This window comes from Chryseobacterium sp. ON_d1 (assembly GCF_006829085.1).
Lineage (GTDB): Bacteria > Bacteroidota > Bacteroidia > Flavobacteriales > Weeksellaceae > Chryseobacterium.
This window is the reverse complement of sequence record NZ_BJTC01000002.1, coordinates 25,987-48,749: the sequence shown is the minus strand read 5'-3', so window position 1 is coordinate 48,749 and position 22,763 is coordinate 25,987. Positions and strand designations below refer to the sequence as shown.

The 22,763-nt window shown below is 36.7% G+C and carries 9 protein-coding genes and 1 tRNA gene; 1 reads left to right on the top strand and 9 read right to left on the bottom strand.

Going from position 1 to position 22,763, the window contains the following annotated elements:
- Positions 1 to 4: 4 nt before the first annotated feature.
- The 9 genes from CRS_RS03605 to CRS_RS03565 all read right to left on the bottom strand — a co-directional run bounded on the left by CRS_RS03605 (position 5) and on the right by CRS_RS03565 (position 20,195).
- Positions 5 to 4,864 (bottom strand): hypothetical protein, encoded by a 4,860-nt coding sequence (locus CRS_RS03605; protein WP_142722725.1) that lies wholly within the window; start codon positions 4,862 to 4,864, stop codon positions 5 to 7.
- A 5-nt stretch (positions 4,865 to 4,869) separates the two neighbouring features.
- Positions 4,870 to 11,724 carry a hypothetical protein gene (locus CRS_RS03600; protein WP_142722724.1) on the bottom strand — a complete coding sequence of 2,285 codons (6,855 nt, stop codon included), beginning with the start codon at positions 11,722 to 11,724 and terminating at the stop codon, positions 4,870 to 4,872.
- Positions 11,725 to 12,096: 372 nt separating this feature from the next.
- A complete protein-coding gene (locus tag CRS_RS03595) occupies positions 12,097 to 12,360 on the bottom strand; it encodes a hypothetical protein (RefSeq protein WP_142722723.1) in 264 nt (87 codons plus the stop codon).
- A gap of 386 nt (positions 12,361 to 12,746) precedes the next feature.
- A complete protein-coding gene (locus tag CRS_RS03590; RefSeq protein ID WP_172616991.1) occupies positions 12,747 to 13,628 on the bottom strand; it encodes a dienelactone hydrolase in 882 nt (293 codons plus the stop codon).
- 239 nt (positions 13,629 to 13,867) lie between these two features.
- Positions 13,868 to 14,461 carry a CPBP family intramembrane glutamic endopeptidase gene (locus tag CRS_RS03585; protein ID WP_228451170.1) on the bottom strand — a complete coding sequence of 198 codons (594 nt, stop codon included), beginning with the start codon at positions 14,459 to 14,461 and terminating at the stop codon, positions 13,868 to 13,870.
- A gap of 346 nt (positions 14,462 to 14,807) precedes the next feature.
- Positions 14,808 to 14,879: transfer RNA gene (locus tag CRS_RS03580), tRNA-Arg, on the bottom strand.
- Between the two features lie 58 nt (positions 14,880 to 14,937).
- Positions 14,938 to 16,701, bottom strand: coding sequence for a TonB-dependent receptor (locus CRS_RS03575; protein ID WP_142722720.1), 1,764 nt, complete (start codon positions 16,699 to 16,701; stop codon positions 14,938 to 14,940).
- Positions 16,702 to 16,736: 35 nt separating this feature from the next.
- Positions 16,737 to 17,228: a hypothetical protein gene (locus tag CRS_RS03570; protein WP_142722719.1), complete on the bottom strand. Its 492-nt coding sequence runs from the start codon at positions 17,226 to 17,228 to the stop codon at positions 16,737 to 16,739.
- A gap of 3 nt (positions 17,229 to 17,231) precedes the next feature.
- Positions 17,232 to 20,195, bottom strand: a complete 2,964-nt coding sequence (locus tag CRS_RS03565) for a tetratricopeptide repeat protein (RefSeq protein ID WP_142722718.1) — start codon at positions 20,193 to 20,195, stop codon at positions 17,232 to 17,234.
- 257 nt (positions 20,196 to 20,452) lie between these two features.
- Here CRS_RS03565 and CRS_RS03560 point away from each other — a divergent pair, with 257 nt between their 5' ends.
- The gene (locus tag CRS_RS03560; RefSeq protein WP_142722717.1) at positions 20,453 to 22,690 is read left to right on the top strand and encodes a CocE/NonD family hydrolase; all 2,238 of its coding nucleotides are present in this window, start codon (positions 20,453 to 20,455) and stop codon (positions 22,688 to 22,690) included.
- Positions 22,691 to 22,763: the final 73 nt, after the last annotated feature.

The following is a 22,763-nucleotide window of genomic DNA, read 5'->3' as shown; positions in this document are numbered from 1 at the left end:
AATTTTATGATTTAAATTTCACAGGTATTCTCTCAGTAATAATTGGCATAGCCAATATATTATCATTTTTAATTTTTGATTTTTCATCATCATTTTCCTTTTTACCAAACAATTCATCCCAGATATTATCTCTTTTTACCCCATTCTCGAAATCATTTGATTTCCTAACAACCATTATTCTGGCATACCCTTCCGGAAAATGTTTCATTTCTTTATTTTCATGTACTGAAACCGGATTATCCTGAGCAATTCTATAGGTATCATAATATCTTTCAACAGGTAAACCTCCGATATTACTTTCAATAGTAGACAAGATAATGTACCAGTTATGATATTGCAGAAATGTAGTTCCAAATAAATTAAAATCTTCCAGCCTAGGTGGTTTGCTAATATTTACGAAACCATTTTTCCGGACATCACTTCTCCATTGGTCCGGAACAAAAGAGTCTACTGCTTTCAGGAACTGTACCCATTGGGCACCACTCCATTTGCTGGTCATTTTCCTGATCCATTTTTCTTTTTCTTCCAGCTTAAGGCCGGGTTCTTCATTCATTGTATGGAGAGCAGGTGATATTTCACTGCGTACAGCCAGCTTAAACATCGGATAAAACGGATCATTTTTATCTTTATAATCATTCCTGATGTAGGAAGCCAGGCCATTTCCTGAAATCACGAAGGAAGTGGAATTCACCTTTGGATTGGTGGCCACAAAATCGAAAGTAAAACCCAAAGGACCTGTTATATATTGATCATCTACCAAAATAAAATCCTCTATATCATCTGTTATAATGGCTGAAGCATCTTCTTCTTTCCGGCTCACCTTATGAGGTTTTGTTGCGGCTTCACTTAACGTTACATCAAATCCGGCTTCCGGATACTGTTTAAGTTCAAGAAGATCTCCTGATTCTGATGTTATCTTATACGCCGTGTTTTTTATACCCAGTGTAAATTTCTGCGCAAGCCCTGCCTCTCTGTACCAGACATCATCCATGACCAACATTACATCTGCTATATTGAGTAATGAGGTCTCGTTTGCTTCTTTGATAGAGCCTGTAAGTGGAATGTAGAAACGGACGGACGGAGCAGGAAGCTGTTCCTCCCTTCTGGATTTTTTAAGATAGAATTTCCATGGATAGAAAGTACCTTTTTTATCAGCCCTCTCTTCGTTGTCCAATTTTATTTTACTTGTGATAATGTCCTTATCATAAGGTCCTCCCAAAGATTCGTATCTGTTATACAACGTGACCGCGTATTTCAGAAGCATGGCATGATTATCCAATATATTTTTATATTCATGCAGTATATTATCCTTACCTTCTCTTGAAGCCAGAATTTTAGCATAGGATATTACGGAGGTGTCGTGCAGCCGCTCTGAATTCCACCAAGCATCTAATTCCATTGCCTTTGTTATAGTAAGGGTATCATCTGGCATTCTTTTGTCAGGATCAGGATTAATAATTGTCCCAAGCTCTGCAAAGTTAATATTAGGCTGTCTTCCCTGCCAGTCCAGTTTCTGATGCTGCACCTTTATTCTGCTGTAACTTTTATATCTGCCGCTGTTGAGTATAAGCTTTACAGAATCAGACATTTGCACAGCTTCCGAAACTAACTCCTCATTGAAATCCAGAGCTTTCCAAAGATTTTTGTTTGGGTCATCACTGTATGTATTTTGGTAGGCAGTTTCAAAAATGAGGTGCTCGCCGGAAACTTTGTAACAATTAATACTCCGCTCATCACCGGTCCCTTTATTTTCAGCAATCATTACCAATCCGTCTCTTTCCTGTTTCTCTCTATCTGGTATGAAATTTCTTTTCAAATCAAACCTGCATTCACGTGTAGGATTTTCACCATCTTTTCCAAAATATTTTTCATCAATTAAATTGAAAAAAGAGATTTTATAAATTTTCCCCTGAGAAAGGGTAAGGGTATTGTTTATAAAAGAATCATTTTCTCCCCATTTGATGTTAAGCTGTATTTCGTGATTGCTATTGTATTCAATAGTCTGGGGCTGAATAAGATTTGCCGCATCTGATGAATTCAGACTATTTAATACCTCAACCTTCATCCAGATACTATCAGCAACACTGGGATCTAAAAACTCTTCGATATTTTTAGATTCATCTTTGATTTTGTATTTATTGGCATTTATATTATTTCCATTAAATTCCTTCCAGTCAAAAGAATAGCAGTCCCAAAAATCAGTTCTTGGTTTTTTTATTTTTATCGAAAATTCTTTGTTAAATTTTTCACCCAAAATAATAGGTGCTTTAAGATCTGTACGCTTTTTATCTCCTGTACTATCTTTAGTAATTTTATCTTCATTGACTCCAAACAGTTCGTGATAAAGCGGGTTCAGTTCTTTGGGATAATCCTTAGGATAATGGGTTGTTTTATCATCAGGATCTTTTATAATAACAGACGGCGGGCTTACTGCTTTTGTGCGCAAAAAATGGAATGTTTTTGTAAACTCACTGATATCGCCAATAATATCTTTTTTAAATTGATTCAGAACATCACCTTCTCTTAAAGGTTCCGGCAAAACCCCGGAATTCATCACGGCAAATGCAGCAAAATTGTAGTAATAGCCATAGCGCAACGCGTAAGGATTATTGCTATTATTATTATCAGGCAAGAAAAAATCAATAGTAGGCGCTTTATTCTTTTCACTACCTTCTGCAATAAAATCATCTTTACCTAAGCCTTCCAGATTGGCTACCAGTGAAGCACTTTCATTACTGATCTCCAGGAATAGCTGCTGTACATCGTTCTGTTCCGGCAGATAGCTGGGCACAAGAAAAGGCGTTGTAAGTTTATCATCTCCTGTACTCAGTTTTGCTTTGCCCCAGTTATGATATTTCCAGCTTTCATATTTACTGCTGTCATTCACAGCCTGGCTGCGGGTACTTAGCAAAACATAGCCACTGAGTTCATCGGCCAGATCATCAGACTCTTCATCTTTTTTAGGAGCAAGCTGATTAGGTTTTCCGATTTGGATACGGATGGGAAGCTGCTCTGTTGATGGCGTTTTAGGCTCGGCTGTCAATCTGGTTATTTCATCTTTCAGGTAATTGATCAGGACGTCTTCAACAATTGTATTAAACTTGATATCATATGACCTTACATTTTTAATTGGAGAGAAAGGAGACTCATTTTTACTATTATAAACAGCATTTATTAAAAGAGGAAGCTGCTGTAGTATTGTATCAGGAGAAAAATCTTTTAAATCATTTATCAGATATTTCAATAAAGGAATATCATCATCTGTAGAAGCATTATCAAGTAAAAACCGGAAAAAATCCTGGTATATATTGAGAGAGTAAATATTGAGAAGTTTCACTTTCTTCATAGGCCCTGGTATATCTTTTCCCTCCTCTTTTATTTTATTGATCCAGATTTCTGATCCATCAGTACCCAACGAATAATATTCTTCTTTTCCTTTTATTGGCAACAAATCCATTTTATAGTCAAACTGCAGCAGTATAGAAATTAAAGTCTGTACCACCTTTTCATCAGCCAGTTTATTATACAGTTTATAAGATTCAATTTCTTCCTGGCTGCCAAATCCCTCATTTATTTCTAATGAATAGGGAATCAAATTCAGGATTGAGCTTAAAAGTTTTTCTTTCTCGGTTTCTTTTTTTATATAACTGTCTTCTTTTTCATAAAAATCTTTAAACGTCTCATTTACGAGTTTGATAATATCTGCTATCTTATCCTGACTACCATTTCCATTTGCTATTTCAAAATCCAGATACTTTTTTTGGATTGCAGGGAAACAGTCTGAAAGATGAATAAAAGGTGAGAGAAGATAGGATTTAACGACATTAATTTCACGGACAAAGTCAATAGGAACCTTAAACTTTTTATTTTCCGGAGTTCCACAAAAAATAAAGTCTCTGATATCCAAAAGAGCTGCAAGAACATCAGTAAACCCTATTTTCCAGTCATTATCCTGTTCCACTTCGATTTTTACTTTACCGTTGAACTTACCATCTCTTCTTAAAATAACAGTATCATTAACAGGGATTACAGGCTCTGCATCAAAAGTAGGCTGTGGCAGTGGAGGATAATCGGACTTAGGATAATCAGTAGCTTTGGTAAATGCGCAGCACGAGATATGGTTCCTATTTAAAAGCTCTGGTATATTGTATTCAATCCAATAATTACCATTGTTCTCACCCAAGAAATCCGGTTTTGGATACCAAATTGAATTATCATTTGCAGGCGTCACGGGAAAACAAAGAAAACTTATTTTTTTATCTTCTGAAGGAGTAAAAAACCTTAATTCATTTTCTGTACTCAATTCTCGACTTATCAAAAATAAAAAGCTAAGTTTTTCATTAAAAGGAGTCAGTTTTTGTGCCATTTGGGCAATGATAGCCTGAGACTTATTTTCTACTGTGTTTACAGTATAATTTTTATCAACATTTATTATTTCCGCCTCTTCTTTATTAATCGTCAACTTGATATGGTCCGGTGTCCGTAATTGGCTTACAAGACTTTTTTCAAAATAATTTTGGATCATACTGCAGTCTGTGGAATCGACGGCCTGTGGGTCTTCAATTTTAACATCAATCCATTCTAAGGGCTTAAGAATTTTACCATTGGTTATTTTATAGATTCTAATATGGGTAGGTGGGTTGTCCGTTCCTATCCATTTCCATGGAAGTAAATAATCTCTTAAAGTATCAAAATTACCAGCATTAATATCCTGATTAATACTGTATGAATTTCCACTGGACAAAAGTGAAAGCTTTACATCAACAGAAGTTATTTTATCCGGATCATCAGAATGATTTTTATGTACCACAAAATCTATAAAAGAAGAATCATAGCTCAATTGAAGTGTTATAGTATTACTCATAGTGATTAGTTTAAAGAGGTTGCAATTTTTTGGGAATTTTCATTTTTCACACTTTCTGATTTACCCTTAAGAACCATTGTGTAGTCTTTACTGACTGAGATGGTAACGAACCGGCAAATCCTGATCTTCACTTTTACCCTTCCTACTCCATATAATACCGTTCCAACGGCATCGCTCTGGTAATTGATGGATAAACGCAGGCTGAGATAGACTGAAATTAAACCCAGAATATCTACTACTCCGATGATGGCGACAAACATTTCTATTCTTGTACTGCCCTTGTCTGAATAATATTCCACCTCTATTCCTGCCAGTACCATGATACTTCCGGTAATCCATCCTGCAGCAATTGTTAATGCGGCGCTACCGTGAACACTCATGATAAAAGTTACAACGGGCTTTTTACTTACTGACGGATGATAGCTGAAGCTGCAATCAATAAAACCTCCGCCTCCCAGGATAAAAGCCGTGAAATTAAAAGGCAGATCTCTTTTACCCAGGTAGAAACCAAGCCCCATATTAAAATCTAATTTGGCAGGTGTAACGTCTGTATTTAATGCTTTCAGTCGAAAATGTCCTCCAAACGTAAGATTGGAAATAGCGGTAGGACCACCTCCTACTGATAAAGGAGGCAAATCTAATGTTGCTTCTACTCCCATAGGAATTTCTAATTTTGTATTCGGTACAGCGTATTTCAGTATCTGCATTTTGAAAGGTGACTTCTTCTCTTCCCCGGCTGCAGAAGGATCTGAAGCAGGAATATTCTTGGAAGCATCTGTCAGTAATTTTAATAATCCGGGCATTTCCATACGGCTTGGATCAAGATCAAAATCATATTTCCCGTTTTTAAAGCTTACTACAGTTTCTTTAAACAGCATTAATGGCGCTCCTGAAAGTGAAATTTCAAAGGTAGATTTAAGGGTGCCAAAACTATCACTCTTCCGATGCCTGTCAATATCTATAGATTCATAGGCATGGGCTTCTATTTTGGCATTCCGGAGCATCCGCACTTTCAGCGGACCGATGCTCATCAAGGTATTATCATCAGTAAATGTATAATCCAGATCTGCTTTTACCCAGGCTTTCATTGCTTTTTCATCCACTTTGCTCTCTACTTTTACGGCTTTGAAAAAGGCATCGTCACCTTTCAGGAAGGGCAGCAGGTTATCAAATTTAAAACCACCGATATCTTTAAGTAAATTGGACATCGGAAACTGATTTGAAAACGATTTGGCAAAACTGCTGCCCCATTCTTTCATAGGCGCGATAAATTTTTCTTCCAACGCTCCATAAGGAATATTAACCCCGACCGCACTTAAACTATCATTCAGTTTTTCCAGTTTTCCCATCACGGGAGTCATCAGAAGTTTTGGCGCATAGGATTCTTTAAAATTGTAGATCAGCTCTACCGTTTTACGGTTAATTCCAAGGTCTACCGCTTTGATATCCTCCATCACGGAACGGTAATTGAAAAGGGTATTCTGAAGTTCCTTGCCGAGATCTCCGACACTGTTCTGCACATTTTCAAGCTGATAATAAGCTTCTGTTACTTTCCCAGCTGCATGGCCAAAATCCTGATTGATGGCCTGCGAAAGTTTATTGGCTTCTTGGATGAGTTTATCTTTGTCACCAGATCCGATAGCATCTTCAATGGCTTTGTATTCATTGTATAAATCAAGAGCGGGATCAAGGTACTTATCAACGACACTTTGAATATTTGACAGGTCGTTGCTGAGATTCGAATTTATTTTATGAAGCAGTGCATTAAAATCGGCAATGATGTCTTTCATCCATGCATCAACCTTGTTAAACACATGAGCAACGGGTGGAAAAGTAAGATCTGTTTCTTTGTATTTGTTGATTAATAAATCAATCAAGCCTTTGGAAAGGACCTGAATAATCTCATCCTTTTTGTTGAAAAAATTAACATCACAGGCCTCTTTAATTTTAACCTTGTCATTTTCTAAACTATCCAAAATTTGAATTAAACCCTTGCTCTGATCTCCAATCCAGCCATCTATTCCAGTTTTTAATTGCTTTATACTATCCTCTATATCTTCTTTAATCCCTTTTATTTCAGACTCTATAACCGCTAATTCTTTCTGCAGTTCTTCCGGAAGCTTTTTTACCTGATCAATTTCATTGTTTATATGGCTTTTCAATCCATTCAGCACAGCAATAATACTGTCTTTCAATTCATCCACAGGAGAGGTGCCCGGAATTTCCTCTACTTTATCCTTAATAAGTTTTATCAGACTGACATCAGTATATCCCTTAAGCTTTCTTTTTGCTTCTTCTTTTACTTTCTGATGAATACTTAAAGCATCAATCTGATTTTCAATTAATTTCAACAGCTCATTGATCTTCGATGCAGATATTTCTTTAGCCTTGGTTTTAAGTTCCGGAATACTCAATGTATCTGACAGATCTTTCACATCGTCTTCGATCTCAATAATAGATTGATTGATTTGGACAGCGATCTTGTCAAGTTCCTGTTCAAAGGCGTTCAAGTTATCATTAACCCCTTTGTTTTCGTCAATAAAAAACTTTTCCATAAACCCAAGATGCAGGTCGATGAATTTTTCGGCAGAAATGATTTTGCTTTTAAGCTCTTCAACTTCTTTTTTTACTTTTCCCTTTAAATCATCACCTTTAAACTCGTCAATATACTTATGCAGCTCTGTTTTCAGGGTATCAAACATAAGGGTATAATGTTTATCAACAGTACTGATTGTCGCTTCCAGCATACTGACCAGCTGGTTCCAAAGCATAATAGTGGATAGCTCCCACAGAATATCCTCCGATGTTCCAGTATCTTTAGTGCTGATATCACTGTAAAAATCACTATATTTTCTGCCATCTGATGCAGTATACTGGCTCAGATACCTCAAAGCAGGAGCTGCTTTAGCCTGTTCCAGAATTTTAGATACCATATCAATATTGGTCTCATTCTTTTGGAAAAAGGATATAATATGTTCTTTGACTCCTGATTTTAAGTGATTTTTTAAATTATTGATATCTTGCTGTCTTCCAGCCGATAAAAGTCCTTTGTACCCATTGAAATTTTTTACAAGAATTTTATTGCTTTCTTCCAGAAATTTGTCAGCCTTATACCGGTCTTCTATACTTTTTTCTGCCGCCGCGATTGTTTTTCTCTGCATGGTCACTGTACGCAGCTTGGCCGAGATCGTAGATTTATCATTGTAGGCTCCATTCGCAGAAACAGGCATGTCGGACGGTAATACCTTAAACGTAAATCTTTCAAAACCCGGAAGTACTTCGACAGGCGATGGTAAAGGGGCATTGACCAGTTTGGGATCGTTATAATCCAGACAGGGTGGTGCCTGTACATAAATATTGGTAAAAGGCTGGAAAGTAAAGTCTACCCCGGCAATGCTTGGCCAGTCGTTGGTTTCAGCCGTAATTTCTTTTTCCGCCACATGTTCTGTTACATCAGTGTAGAAATATATGTTTTCAGGGTTCTCGATATTGCACAAAACCTCTGCCTGTCCTGATTCCTTAGCTGCCATTACACTCAGCATGATCTGTGGAAAAGGATACACCGAAGATTTCGCATCTTTATTCCAGAGAGGAACTTCCCAGCCAAATGGTTTTTCTTCATTACCAATTGTATGGGTAAGATCCCTTCCCCAGGTTGAGTTAACAGGTATTTTAATAGATTTGAAATGAGTTCCCATTACTGAACCCGCCGCATAGCTTTCGCCTCCAAATTCAGGATATTTTCTTTCGGGTTCTAAAATTTCAATGAATTCTCTTACTTTTCTTACAATGATCCTGCCTTCATTTCCTGTACCTTCAAACTGTTCGGAAGGCACTACAGTTCTTTCATACTCAATAACGTGTTTGGCTTTGTTCCAGAACACCCCAATTCTTCCGATACGTTCTACTGCATAGAAATGGGTTCTTCCCATGCTGGTGGTAGATTTAATGATGGTTTTATCATTCGCAAAGCGGGCTACCTGTTTTCCATAGCCTCCCAAAGAAGAAAAGGCAAGATTTTCTATTTCGCCCGAGGATGAACCTTTCTGCAATCCCTGAGTCATTAATTCATAATACACCGCTTTGGACTCGAATCCCCAATGGAACCCTCCGGATAAGGGATTAACGGGCTTACCTTCCTCAACAGCATCATCTTTATGGTACTTATCTTTAATATCCTTCAGATACTCTGGTGTGTTCTTAAAGGGAAAGCGTAGTTTAGCTCCTTTACCATTCATCAATTTTCTATCTCTCTGGTGCTCTTCCACCCATTTATTTTCATCAATTCTAAAGAAATAATTAACCCCAGAATTAAATTTAGCAGGCTGAAACTTGTCTTTGAAAGCGGACACTTCATAAATAGCCAGTCGGGAAACATAGAGTTTAAGAATCTGGAAAAAAACGGCGTAGGCTCCTTTAAAAGCCTCAGACTGTGGGCCATTGTGCTCCCAGGTGATTGCTCCTCTCGGTGCTTTTACCATTTGCCCCAGCTTATTTTCGAGTTCGGCAATGAAAGCATCTCTATTCTCAAAATGGGCACTCATGCCATAAAGCAGTTCAAACTGGGCTGTCAGCAGTCTCAATCCCGGATTTGAATCTCCGTAGGTTCCGAAAAGATTTCTTAGATTCCAGGGGGCAGTTACCATTTGCCGGTTGAGCTGTTCATTGGCAATATTAATAACAGCAGGTGGACTGAATTTAAAATCCACCAACTTTTCACCATCAGGTTCTTCATGGAAAAGCTCACCTTTAATAGTTTTCCGAAAAGCTTCTCCTATCACCTGAGGAGGGAATGTTAAAGTGATTCCTTCATCATTGGCTTTTTCGTTGAGGATCTCCCAGACATTGCCATCTGCTGAAAGACTGTTTTTACGCGCTATTACCCATTTTCCGTTGTCATACTTTGGACTGGTCCCAAAAGGGGTTTGTACTTTTACAGCTGTCTGCGGTTCGTTGCCAACTACCACAATATCTAATACCGACTGGTCTCCTTTATCTTCCGGGCTACTAAGTAGTTCAGTTGCGAAAAAGAAGTCCTGACCTACGTTAATATTTTCACTGAAAGAAAGCCAATATTTTTGCTTATCCTTTTTAGATATCGGAATAATAAGGGGTTGCTCAGGGCGGAGAGCTCCGGTACTGGCAATAGAAATTCTGTCGTCATCCACAATAAACCGTTCCTGACCTGAAAGATCTGTAGATAAAGGAGTTACAGAATTCACAGGAAGCTTGAAATCTTCGATTGTATAGCAGGGAACAATAGTATCACCGTCTTCAATTTTCTGATAATACTCCCAGATATATAGGGGTTTCTGAGCTTTCTGCAACTGAAGAGAGAAGTAAAATTTCGTCTCAATTTTGCCTCGCTCCTCCAAACCAAAGGCAAATGTACCATCGTTCAATCCCCCTTTGATTCCTGAAAGGACATCTTTGCTTGTAAAGATGTTGAATCCGAATAGAGTACCATTATCACTTTCTCTACCTATTTTGTCTGTACTGAAAGTCAGATTATTAATGATTATCTGAGGTTTCCCGGAAAAGAGTTGCTGCCTTTCAAAATCATTTTTCCTGATATTGGATAAATGGATTTCCAGTTTTTTATTTTTTGAATCAAACTCAAGCTGTGTAATTTTTGCTACACTTACCGGTGGATTAGCAAATATTGCTGCTCCAACAAAAGAAACCTGCATATTTGTAATCGAATGTTCCAATACGATCTGCTTCAGATTATCAAATTCCAGATTTTTAAATGTAGGGCTGATACTTTCCACACCTGCTTTATCTACCTGTATTCTTGCCGCAGCAACATTTCCAATACATTTGTTTACTTCTAAAACTTCCAGCCCTCCGGCAATCCAGGTTAGTATTGACTTTACATTCTGTCCTGCGGAAAACCGGTTAATCTGGAAAAAATACAACAAATTATTGCCTCCCCTTTTTATAAAACGGTCGAGTGTTTTTGTAATTTCATCTTTCTTTACGATTTTAAAAAACGGGAAAAGATTTTTATTTTCCTGTATAAACCATGAATAGAACTTATCAGGCTTTACGATTGCATTATAATCTATATAAGCCAGAGCTTTTGATAAAAATCTGTTTTTCCCTTTATATCCTAAACCAAGTTCTCCATTTTCAAGTTTAAAAGTACCATTACGCTCATTTTCATTTTTATAGGTGGAAAAAATCGTATCATCCAAAAATCCTTTATGGCTCCAAACCAAAGGGCAATCATTTCCTGGTGTTTCATCGTCCTGGTCAGAATTATTAATGGAAAGAAAGATTTTTCCAGACGTTACCCTCATCCCACACCATATATGGAAATCATTTTTACGGCCCGTACTATCGACAATATCACATTCCAGCCCCTCAAATTTCAAGAGTGTTTCCCGGATATCAATAGTGCTTGTTCCAAAAAACCAACCAGATATTTCCTGATTATCTTGAGCTATCGTAAAAGGAACAGCTTCTTTTGAAACAGAAAATTGTCTGCTCTCAAAATTCAAATCAAAATTAATTTCTGTCTGTTTCAAATTTTTATAATCAGCCCAATTTTCTAAATCTGAAGACTGGTTAAAAATTCCAATTTCACAGTTCTGAATTTTTACTGTTTTTTTTTCTTTAAATTGAAATTTGCTATTGAAATCCAAACTGTAAAGACCGTTTGAGCGGGTAAGCGGGAGTATCCAAAGTGAAGTCTCCGACCATTCCGTTCCTTTTGGAATATCCCAGGTCAAGGTTTTAGGGAACTCCTTATCTTTGTCTTTCTGTCCTGCAAAAGCCCCCAAATATTGAGGTTCTGTATTTAATTTGAAAACAAAAAGAGGCTTTAAATTAAATTCACTGAGAATATTTGTATCCATATCTAAAATTTCTAGATGAAAAACTATGCGTAAATACAGGTCGTTATTTTAGCTATAAGACCATCGCTGATACTGATTTCTGGAAAATCAGTTATAAAATCAATCACTGTAAATATTGTTTTAAATAATTACCGGGGGAATTTCTGTATAAATTTAAAATTCATGGTATTATGCATTTGATGGTTTTTATTTTTTGAATGATATCTGTATAGATTAAACAACACAGCTTATCCTTATCACAAATTTTGTAATTATATATTGTCATGTCAATTACCCTTTTGGGTACTATTACTTACAATAAAAGAGGATATAGGCTGAAGAGACGAGTTTTTCAGATGATTTAAAGAGACCGTCGCTGTTTTGATTTTTTGATCAGTACAGGTATCGTAATGTGTATTTATAGTCTTTTGAATGTTGACTGTGCCTGACTTTATGGCAAAGAAACTGATCAGTGCTCCCAAAAAGAGCAACCCGAAATATTAATAGCTGATGTTGATCAGCAAAAGAAATACTGACTTCAGAATTGAAGCTGTTTTGAAATTTTACTAAGGCAGAAGCCATACGATTTACATCGGAGCCGCCCACATTTTCCATACCATCATCCCCCGGATCTTTGACAATGATTCCAGCTTTCATGATATAAGTTTTCTTAAAATTAATCATTTCTTTTGATTATTCTAAGAAAAATATATTCTTTTAGTTAAAATAAAAATAATAACAAGCAATAAACAGAAATAAAGCATTATTAGATTTATTTTAATACTATAGCAGAGACTTTTAATAATTTTGAAAATTTACAATAAGTAGCTACAATTTGATGATAGTTATTGCCATCATAGCTTTTGAGACAAAATAACATCCGGATATTGTATAGGGTTATTAAGAGCCTGAATCCTGATATTGTAATAAATCCGGCACAATCCAGACACTTTGTAGATTCAGCAATAGCTTCCAAGAGTTTAGTGGAAAATAGTATAGAGTCTAATAAATTTCGTCTGCAACCACATCAATGTGTCAAATATTTATAAGCTTCTGTTCAGAAAATCTTTTATCATTGCACCAACTTCCTGATGTACTATTGTTCTGTCAACGCCTGACGGGTCTTCAAAAAAGACAGCCTCAGCAGCTTCGTATTTTTTGATTTTCGGTAGAAAAATATAATGTCCGATATTCCCTTTAAGTATATGAATCTCAGAGGAAGGAATAAACCGTTGATATTTTAAAGCATTGCTTTTTATCGGAGCAATAGTATCAGCCTCAGCCCCTATAATAAGGATCGGAGAATTTACGGTAAACTGTTCCCTGGAAGAAAAACCTAAACCCATAGCCGGTGAAAGCGCAACAAACGCCTTGATTCTCTTATCTTTTAGATGACCGGGCACCTGTTGACAGTCAATCTTATCTATGAGTCCTCTGAGATCACCCATTTCAGGAACAGTAAGTTCTTTTTTTCCTTGTTTACTTTTGGATGCTATTTTCAGCAGAGAGCAGTCTAATCCAGCCCCGGCTAAAGCCAACGATGTATACCCTCCAAGAGAGAAGCCTACTACAGCCAATTTACGATGATCTATTATTGAAGAAAACGCCGGTTCTTTCAGGAGCTTATCGATCACAAATGAAATATCCAGTGGACGTTCCCAATATCTGACAAAATATTCAGGGATCTTATTGTCTGTTGTATTTCCAAAATGATCTACCGACGCTACAATAAAACCTTCACTTGCCAACATTTTTGCTAACCAGATTAAACTGAATCTATTTCCTCCGGTACCATGAGACAATAATACCAATGGATATTTTTGGATACCCGTCGTCTTAGAAAAGCCAGATACCTCTTTTGGATACCAGATCTCCGTAAGCAGAATACGGTCCCCTCTTGAAGTATCAATATATTTTTCGGACATCTGGTTCACGCTTTTAGTTTGCGCGGGTAAATTAGAAAAGATAAAAAATAGTAATAGTAAATGAATAATCCTTTTCATACAATTATAAGTTATATACTATAAACAGCTAAAAACCTGTTTCTATTACATGACTCAAATTGGTCTTAAATCACTGCTTAACCATCATTTTTAGTAAAACATCCATTATGGTTAAAGGCAAATCAGAATTATAAACTTTTATTACTTTCTCTGTTGAGGTATCAGCCATTTTTCTGAGGTCTAAATAATAAGATAACAGCGATAATCCCCAGAAGCATCACAGCACTATACGTAATATAGGCAACAATTTCGCCTGAACTTTCGCTGCCTTTAGGTACTATTTCAATACATAATCCTGTATTATCTTTAAAACCAAACATCCAATGCATTGAATTCCATGCAAAATGCAGACCTGCAGACAATGCTATATTTCCTGTTCTCAAGGTAGCAATTCCGAAAAGCAATGCACCCAATCCTGATCCGATCAAAGAATTTTTTAAAGATAGACCCGCCATCATATGCTCCGCAATGAATATGACTGTAACACAAATCAAACTTAATATTGGACCTATTTTATCCTTCAGTCTCCATAATATATATGTTCTGAAAACAAGCTCTTCTCTAAGAGCCACAAAAAGAAAAAGCGGAATATATAAAGCACATTGACTCCACCTAAACGTGGGTGATCTTTCAAAAATTACAGGGGTTAAAAATGTAATAATCAAAGCCATAACACCTACCATCACAGCTCCGATACAGAGCCCTGTGGCAAATCGTGAAAACCAGTTTTTTTGATAGCCAAGACCTATTTGCATCAGTGAAATTTTGTCCCAACTTATGAATATATAAATTAATCCACTCGTTAAGAATACGGCAAATATCAGTGAAAATAGTTCCGGGAACTTACTGCTATGGAAAATTGCATTTGAAGTAGCAAACAATGCCATACTGCAAAGATAAAATAGGATAACCTTAAAATAGATCAATGTACTCTTCATTTTGTGAAATTTTATATTGCTTTAAAATTACATAAATCCTATAAAATATTGAAGTACAAATAATTACATAAAGCCACTGTGTTTACCTCTGGGTTAATAATTCCAATAAATTTCAAAAAAAAAAGACGGACAAAACATAAAAAAAATGTTTCGTCCGTCCGAGTGACCGCAGAAGGATTCGAACCCTCACTGTCGGAGCCGAAATCCGAAGTTCTATCCATTAAACTATGCAGCCTTATTCATCAGTGATGAATGATAAGTAATGAGATACCTGATTACCTATCATTCACCCTTTAGAAAGTAATTTTCACTCCTCCCAGAATCTGTGCACCTAAGACTTTGTAGCCTTTGTACGTCTGGTATTTTGAGCTAAGAAGATTATTTCCGAGTGCGAAAATACTGAAATTTTTGTGAATTTTATACTCTGCAGAAAGATTTAAATCAGCATACCCCCCAACTTTATCATTTGTGTTCTCCGTAGACTGCAAAATCACGTTGGGAGCTCCCACTGCTTCAATCGCATAAGAGTTTGTCGTTCTGTCACTTGCAAATATTCCTTTGAACCCTAACAGTAGCTTCTTGTCAAGCATGGTATATTTTGCTCCGATGCTCGCATTGAACAATGGAACGTTATAAATATTATCAAAAGTCTTCAAATTGTACTTCGTAAATCTCAATTCTCCGTCTAAAATAAGATTTGCCAATGGGAAATACTGTACACTTCCTTTGATATCACTTACATTTCCATCATCATATACCGCAGAGAATGTATTCGCAAAATTATATGCAGAACGGTTAACAGAGCTGTTGTCAAAAAGGTCATTGGCTTTAAAGAACATAATATCTCTCATCTTACCATAGCCGGCAGAGAAGTCATATTTCAGCGTTTCATCAATATCACCTCTCAACCCTACATAAAAATGATATTTCGTCTCTGTAGGCTTTAAAAACTGGTCAGAAAGGATGAATGGATTGGTTTGTAGCATGTCTCCATAAGTGTTCAGTTTCAGACCACCATCTACCCCTCCATAGAATTTAAATTCATTAGCCGCTGCAAACTGGAACTCAGCCTGCGGGAACCAATAGGTTTTATTGTTCTTTTGCTGTGCCATCTGATCATTGGAATTCTTAGCATTCAGGAAGGAGAATGAAGATCCTAACATCAAATAAGAATCACCTTTTCTGAAAGTCACTTTCGGAGTAAGACTGGTATTAAAAAAGTTGGCAGAGTTTTTATCTCTGATCGCAAAATCTGTCTTTACAGCGTCTACACCTACTCCCAGATCAGCATTCAGGTTGATCCCTGATTTTCCTAATTCAACAGCATGTTTGGAGAAATTAGCCAGAATGGAAACCTGGTTTTCCTGTGCATCAAAATGATCTTTCAGGAAAGATGATTTTACCCTTACATCATTTAGGATTTCGTTGGAATAAAAATCATAGTACCCGTTTACTTTAAACTGATTTACTTTTTGTTTCAGATCAAGTTCACCGGTTGGCTGCATCGCGTAGATTCCGTAGTAATTATAGCTGTCCAGACCATATTCAGCATTAAGATTGAATTTACCCTTTTCGCCGTAAGAATTTAAGAAAGCTCCGATATTGGCTGAGGTCTGTCCGGATTTCCAGTCGTAATCTTTTTTAAGACCATTCGTAGAAAGAACATGAACATCTGCTCCTACTTCTAGCTTATTCTCAAGGGTTTTGGAAACATTTCCATCTACTAAGACTTTCCCGTAGTTCCCCATTCCGAACTGGAAGTAGTTATTCTGAGCGGTCCCGTCAAATTTCGGTGCTACGTCCTCTCCCTGAATCGTTGAAGTTTTAAAATCTGAAACAGCAGGAACATCTGTGATGGTATACTTCACAGGAGTCTGCGATTTCTCTTCCGGCGGATAATTTTTAATTGTCTCCACAGAAGTTTTCTTCTTCTCGATCTTCTTCACTTCCGGTTCTCTCTTTTTGTTAAGAACCAGCTTTTCCTCCTTGATCTGGGAAAACGCCACCGACGAAACCCCTAAAAATAATATGGATAATAATTGAATTTTCTTGTTCATATTTTCTTTATTTGAAAAAAATATATAACGGGCTTTTATTTATTGGAAGCAATATAACTGCCTAATAAAGCTTTCCCTGACTGTTTTGAAAAAGTTCTCCCCAGTCTGAATATATTAAACAGCCAAAGGCTTTGATAAACTTGTAATTTGTATTGATAATTTTTCGTTGTACTGTTCTCAGCTACATCATAACTGTAAGAAATATCATATGGAAATCCTGAAGGCAACAACCCCACTGTAAGCATACTTCCTATCATAGGATTTCCACAAGGAGGTGTACGGGTCAGCATCGGATGCAGTGTGATTTTAGCTGCATGGGTACTGTCTTCTACGATTTCATAAATATCAGAATGTTTTAAAATCTCAAACTCTCTCTTAAGGTCTTTATTCACTACAAAAGCCTTTTGTTTAGGAAAGTCAGCTTTTGCACGGTTATACTCTTTTGGATATGCACTGTACGATGGAATGCAGCTCCATAGTGAAGCCGAAACTAAGAAAGAATAAACAGCAATTTTAAAAACCTTCATGAACTATTTCTTAATCTGTTTTTTAACCTCTTTTGCTTCTGCAACAATTTCAGGGAAGTCCTTATAGTTTGCAATGATCTGATCACAGGTATAACTTGCCTGGTAATTATCTTTCAGGCCGATATAATTTTTCGCCATCAGTACCAATGCTTTTGCTCCCCAAAATTCTTCTGATGCATAGTTATTGGCAAGCTTAAAGATTGTCTCATTAGAAGACTTGAACGCTTTCCCTTTGTTCTGATAGTATGCTTTTGCATACAAAGCTTCCGCAGCTACAGAAGTGTTGGATGATTTTTCAAGAGAAGTATAGGCAGACTGTGCATCTTTATCTTTTCCTGAATTCATAAGACTTCTCGCCTTAATCACTTTGGCAGTTTCAATAACGGCTGCTGAGTTTTTAGAATTGGCGATTACTGCATTGGCTAGTTTTTCCGCTTCAGAGAAGTTATTTTCTTCAGCATAAAGTTTCATCAATTCAACATTTGCATAATTTTTAATGCTGATATTGGAAGAGTTTTTAATGCCTTCAAGGTACTTTTTCGCTTCTGCTGTATTCCCTTGTGCAATAAAGATCTGAGCTAAACGAGTTTGCGCATCATCCTGGTAATCGTTCTGAATTCCAGCTACTTCCTGAAGCACAAGTAAAGCTTTAGTTGAATTATTGGTTTGATAATAACTTTCGCCCAATTCATACTTCGCCTGGTACAATCCTTCACCCGTCGGATTTTGTGTCAGATACTTTTCATAATAAGAAATGGCGTTCTTATAATCTTTCTTGGAGAAATATTGTTTTCCGGTAGACAAGTTGATTTCGTCAATTTCAGCGGTATCTACATTCACCCCAATATTTTGGGCAAATGTTTCATATCCGGAAACATCTCCGTTTTTCGTAAAGATCGGTTTCGCAGCCTGAACAATCTTCTGGGCATATGCCGTATTTTTATAACGATCACCCAAAGATTTCAGTTCAGAAAGCGCTTTATCATTCTGATTCTGATCAATGTAGTTTTGTGCTCTGTAGATAGAAGCGTTCGCAATCAGATCTTTGTCAGAAGACCCTTTGATTACTTTTCCGAAATAATCATTGGAATTGGCAAAGTCATCCTGAGCCGCATAAGCCGTTCCTATTTCATATTGGGCGTCATCATAATATTCGGAATCCGGATATTTCGATAATAGATTTTTAAGATTGTTGATCTTCGCCTGAGTATCTCCTTTAAATCCTAAAGCCATTGCTTTCTGATACAAAGTATAATCCGTTGCATCTTCATTCTTGTCATAAATAGCAATCGCCTCGTTCAGGTCATTATTGGCATAATGAATATCTGCAAGACGAAGTTCTGCATCATTTTTAAACTCTGGTTTCGGATTGGTAAGATATTGTTTGAAATAAGTAGCAGCCTGGTCAAATTTTTTGGATTTAAAATAGGCATATCCCAAATCATATGGCAGCTGCTGCTTTTCAGGGAAATTTTCGTTGAGAAGCTTTTCATAACGAACAATCGCAGATGGATAATTCCCTTTCTGGTAATATACCTGTGCCAGCCAGTACAAAGCTCTGCTGTTGAATTCTTTATTGATATTGAAACCGAGACTTCTTAAGAAATACTTCTCCGCTTCATCATAATTTCCTTTATTGAACTCCTCAGTTCCCAGTAAATAAGAAACTTCCTGATCTACTTTGTTGATTTCAGGAGTCGAACTCTGCAATCGGTCAATAGCGTTAAGAGTTTCTTTATAGTTTCCTGAATAAAGATATGATTTTACCAATAATGACCTCATTTCTGTGGCATTGGCCCCATTCTGATTTTCGTTGATATAACTCTGAATAACCGCAGAAGGGCTTTCAAACGGGTTCCCGATATCGTAACTTAGTTTAGCATACTGCTCGTGAGCCAGCTTTTTCACTTTCGCATCATAATCCATCTGGTAAGAAGAACGGAATGCAGAAAGTGCTTCCTGTTTTTTATCTACTGCCAGATAAGCATTTCCTAACTGATAGTAAGCATTCTGTGCCAAAGCAGAATTACTGTTCAGAAGCTGGTTATAATAGGAAACCGCCTCATCATATTTTTTCAGCTGTGCTGCCACAAATCCCATCTCATACAAATCGTTTTCAGATGGATTCTGCTGCACACTCAGATAATTTTTTAAATGGGGATAAGCAGAATTATAATCATTCTTCATGAAATAACTCTCCCCTATGATCTTGTGGACTTCTGCTTTATAAGAATCTGAAATATTTTCGTTCAATAGCGCATTTCCTTCTGTAATCGCCTGATCGTAGTTCTTATCATTGTAATACATCTGTACATAATAAGGACGTACCAGTTTTGAGAACTTATCCTGATCTTTTATCGAATCAAAATACTGGAAGGCTTTGTCATTTTGCCTGTTGCTGTAATATAAATGTCCCAGCATATAAGCAATATCTCCTTTCTGAGACTGATCTGCTGTTTTATATGCTTCTTCCAGAGCATCCGTTGCTCCTTTGGAATCACCTGTCATGAATTTTGCATATCCAAGCTTCAGAATATACTGTGTATTTTCCTCTTTGGAAAGCTGGTACTGGTTCACTTTCTTAAGGGTCTCCAGCGCTTTGTCAAAGTCTTTTTTTGCCAGATAGTAATCTGCCAGGGGAAGATTGGCCTGAGCAAAATAAGCAGAGTTCGGATATTCTTTCATGAACGCTGTTAGCCCTTCTTCAGCATGATTTTTCTGAAGAATCACACCGATCACATTATCAAAAAACTGCGCAGCTTCTTTCTTCGAACGGGACAGATTCTGATTGTAGAAATACTGTCTTGCATATTCGTATTGTGAAGCATTGTATATTTTGGTCTGATAAAGATTTTCTGCTAGGCTGAACCTGTAATTTTCTTTCTGGGTAAAATATTGGGACTGTTGAGCATCGGAGATTCCGAAATATATTACAGCAGCCGCTAAAAGTATTTTTTTTGATTTCATTCTTCTTGATATAAGAAAATTAGTCTAAATAAGTTAACGAAAATATTAAAAACTTATTGTTTAAGCAAGTTTTAGCAGATTTAATGGTTATAAATAACAATTTAATAACAATGAAAATTTTCTCACTGTTCAATGATAAAATTTACTACTTTCGTCTGATAAAATATAAACAATTTTAGTAAACAGTTATCAAAAACCTATTTTGAGCTGATACTTTTTCAACAGCAGCGAAAAACATACCATAAATACACCAAGACATGAAATTTAAGATACTTTTAGCATTAGTTTTTGTCAACCTGGTGCAGGCACAAAAATTTTATTTCCCAAAGACCGCTGTAACTGACTCTGTTATATTGGAAAAGCAGATACCCGGACTTGCCCAGCAAGTGATTCCCCTACTTCAATCGGCAAAGTACAGACCCGAAAATACCGTTGATCTTATGGATAATCTTTTCCGTTTACAGCTGGTTGCCCAGGATTATAAGAATTCACTCGCTTCTCTTTCTGAAAACCGCAATCTGTTTGCCGATCATAATATGGGAGGATACAGATATATTGGATTTGAACTGTACAGTCTTGCTAAGATGGAACAAAAAGAAAGCAACATTTCTTTTCCCAATGCCCTACAGAAAGTATTTAATCAGAAATATGAAAGTCTTCCGGAAAATTTGATTCCAAGACTAGAGCTCGCTCTGAACGGAGATGTGAAAGAATCCAGAAAATTGTTGAAGACCCTGCTGGATAAGCAAAAAGGCAAGGACAGCATCGATTACAGAACAGCTCTGGCTTTATGTAAAAGTTATCTGAGCTATAAAACCTACTCCAGCATCAAACCTCAGGTCATGCAGCTGCTGGCTTCAAAAGACAAGGAAAAATTCATTACCGAAACGAAAGACCTTAAGATCAATGGGAATACCTTAACGATCACTATTGTCCGCAAAAAGGAAAACACTTCTCCACTTCCTGTTATTTTAACCAATAATATCTATGCAGGTCCCATTGATAATTTCCTTGGAAAGAGAGCTGCTACCTATAATTATGTGGGAGCCGTAGTCAATACCAGGGGTAAGAGAAACAGCAATGATATAAACAATCCCTTTGAGCATGAATCGGAAGATATTTATGAAGTGATAGACTGGGTAAGCAAACAGCCATGGTCCAATGGAACAGTGGGAATGGTAGGAGGAAGTTATTTAGGCTTTAGTCAATGGGCTGCGGTAAAAAAACTTCATCCTGCCTTAAAAACAATTGTTCCTCAGGTAGCAGTAGGAATCGGAATAGATTATCCTGCCCAGAATAATGTCTTCATGAGCTATATGCTGCAGTGGATTCAGTATGTAACCAACAATAAATTTACCGATGAGGCAGATTTTACCAATGCTGTAAAATGGGATTCTATTTTTAGTAAATGGTACAAAAGCGGGAAATCATTCAGATCGTTAGATAAAATAAGCGGGAAACCCAGCAAAATATTCCAGCAATGGCTGGATCATCCGGGATATGATGAGTACTGGCAGAAAATGGTTCCTTACAAAGAAGATTTTTCTAAAATCAATATTCCGATCCTGACCACTACAGGATATTATGATGACGATCAGATTGGCGCGCTGTATTATTTTAAGCAACATCATCTGTACAATAAAAAAGCTGATCATTATCTGGTAATTGGTCCTTATAATCATGGAGGGGCACAAAATTTCGGGTTTACGTATGTGAATGGAAATCCTATTGATCCGGTAGCCAGAATCAGTATTGATGATCTTGCTTTTTCCTGGTTTGATTATATTCTTAAGGGAGGCAAAAAGCCTGAAATACTAAAAGACAGAATCAATTTTCAGGTCATGAATACAAATACATGGAAACATGTTGCCGATCTTGACCAAATGCACAATGCTGCGTTGAAGTTTTACCTTCAGGACAAAAAAAACACCTCTTCAGTATTCAGTAAACCAGAAAGCCAGAGCTTTACAAAGCAAACCGTTGATTTTAAGAACAGAAATCAGAAAGACACCTATTATAAAGTCAGCAAAAAAGACAGTATAAAAACGACCAATTCTATCGCTTTCGAAAGTGAAATTCTTGATAAGGATATCATCATGAGTGGAAACCTCTCAGGAGTTTTCAATGTTTCCATCAATAAAAAAGATTTTGATACGGATACCTATCTGTACCAGATTTCTCCGGATGGAAAATCCTATTTACTATCAACTCATATCGTGAGGGCCAGCTATGCAAAGAACAATGAAAACCGACAGCTTCTTGAACCTTATAAAATGGAACAGATTCCGATTAAGAATTCGTATTTCATGAGTAGAAAGATAGAGAAAGGAAGCAAATTGCTTTTATTGGTGGGGGTTAATAAGAATCCTAACTGGCAGATCAATTATGGGTCCGGTAAAGATGTGAGTGATGAAACAATAAAGGATTCCGGAGAACCTCTGGAGATAAAATGGTATAATGACAGCTATGTGGAAATCCCTGTTTATAAAGACTAAAAACCTTTTCTAAAAACATTTCAGCAGACTTTATGCAATAAAACAACAATGAAATCATTTCATTCTTTACTAA

Bases quoted from the DNA above. Each gene is read 5' to 3' on its own strand.
- CRS_RS03605 (WP_142722725.1), bottom strand. From the start codon at position 4,864: ATGAGTAATACTATAACACTTCAATTGAGCTATGATTCTTCTTTTATA.
- CRS_RS03600 (WP_142722724.1), bottom strand. From the start codon at position 11,724: ATGGATACAAATATTCTCAGTGAATTTAATTTAAAGCCTCTTTTTGTT.
- CRS_RS03595 (WP_142722723.1), bottom strand. From the start codon at position 12,360: ATGAAAGCTGGAATCATTGTCAAAGATCCGGGGGATGATGGTATGGAA.
- CRS_RS03590 (WP_172616991.1), bottom strand. From the start codon at position 13,628: ATGTCCGAAAAATATATTGATACTTCAAGAGGGGACCGTATTCTGCTT.
- CRS_RS03585 (WP_228451170.1), bottom strand. From the start codon at position 14,461: ATGCAAATAGGTCTTGGCTATCAAAAAAACTGGTTTTCACGATTTGCC.
- CRS_RS03575 (WP_142722720.1), bottom strand. From the start codon at position 16,701: ATGAACAAGAAAATTCAATTATTATCCATATTATTTTTAGGGGTTTCG.
- CRS_RS03570 (WP_142722719.1), bottom strand. From the start codon at position 17,228: ATGAAGGTTTTTAAAATTGCTGTTTATTCTTTCTTAGTTTCGGCTTCA.
- CRS_RS03565 (WP_142722718.1), bottom strand. From the start codon at position 20,195: ATGAAATCAAAAAAAATACTTTTAGCGGCTGCTGTAATATATTTCGGA.
- CRS_RS03560 (WP_142722717.1), top strand. From the start codon at position 20,453: ATGAAATTTAAGATACTTTTAGCATTAGTTTTTGTCAACCTGGTGCAG.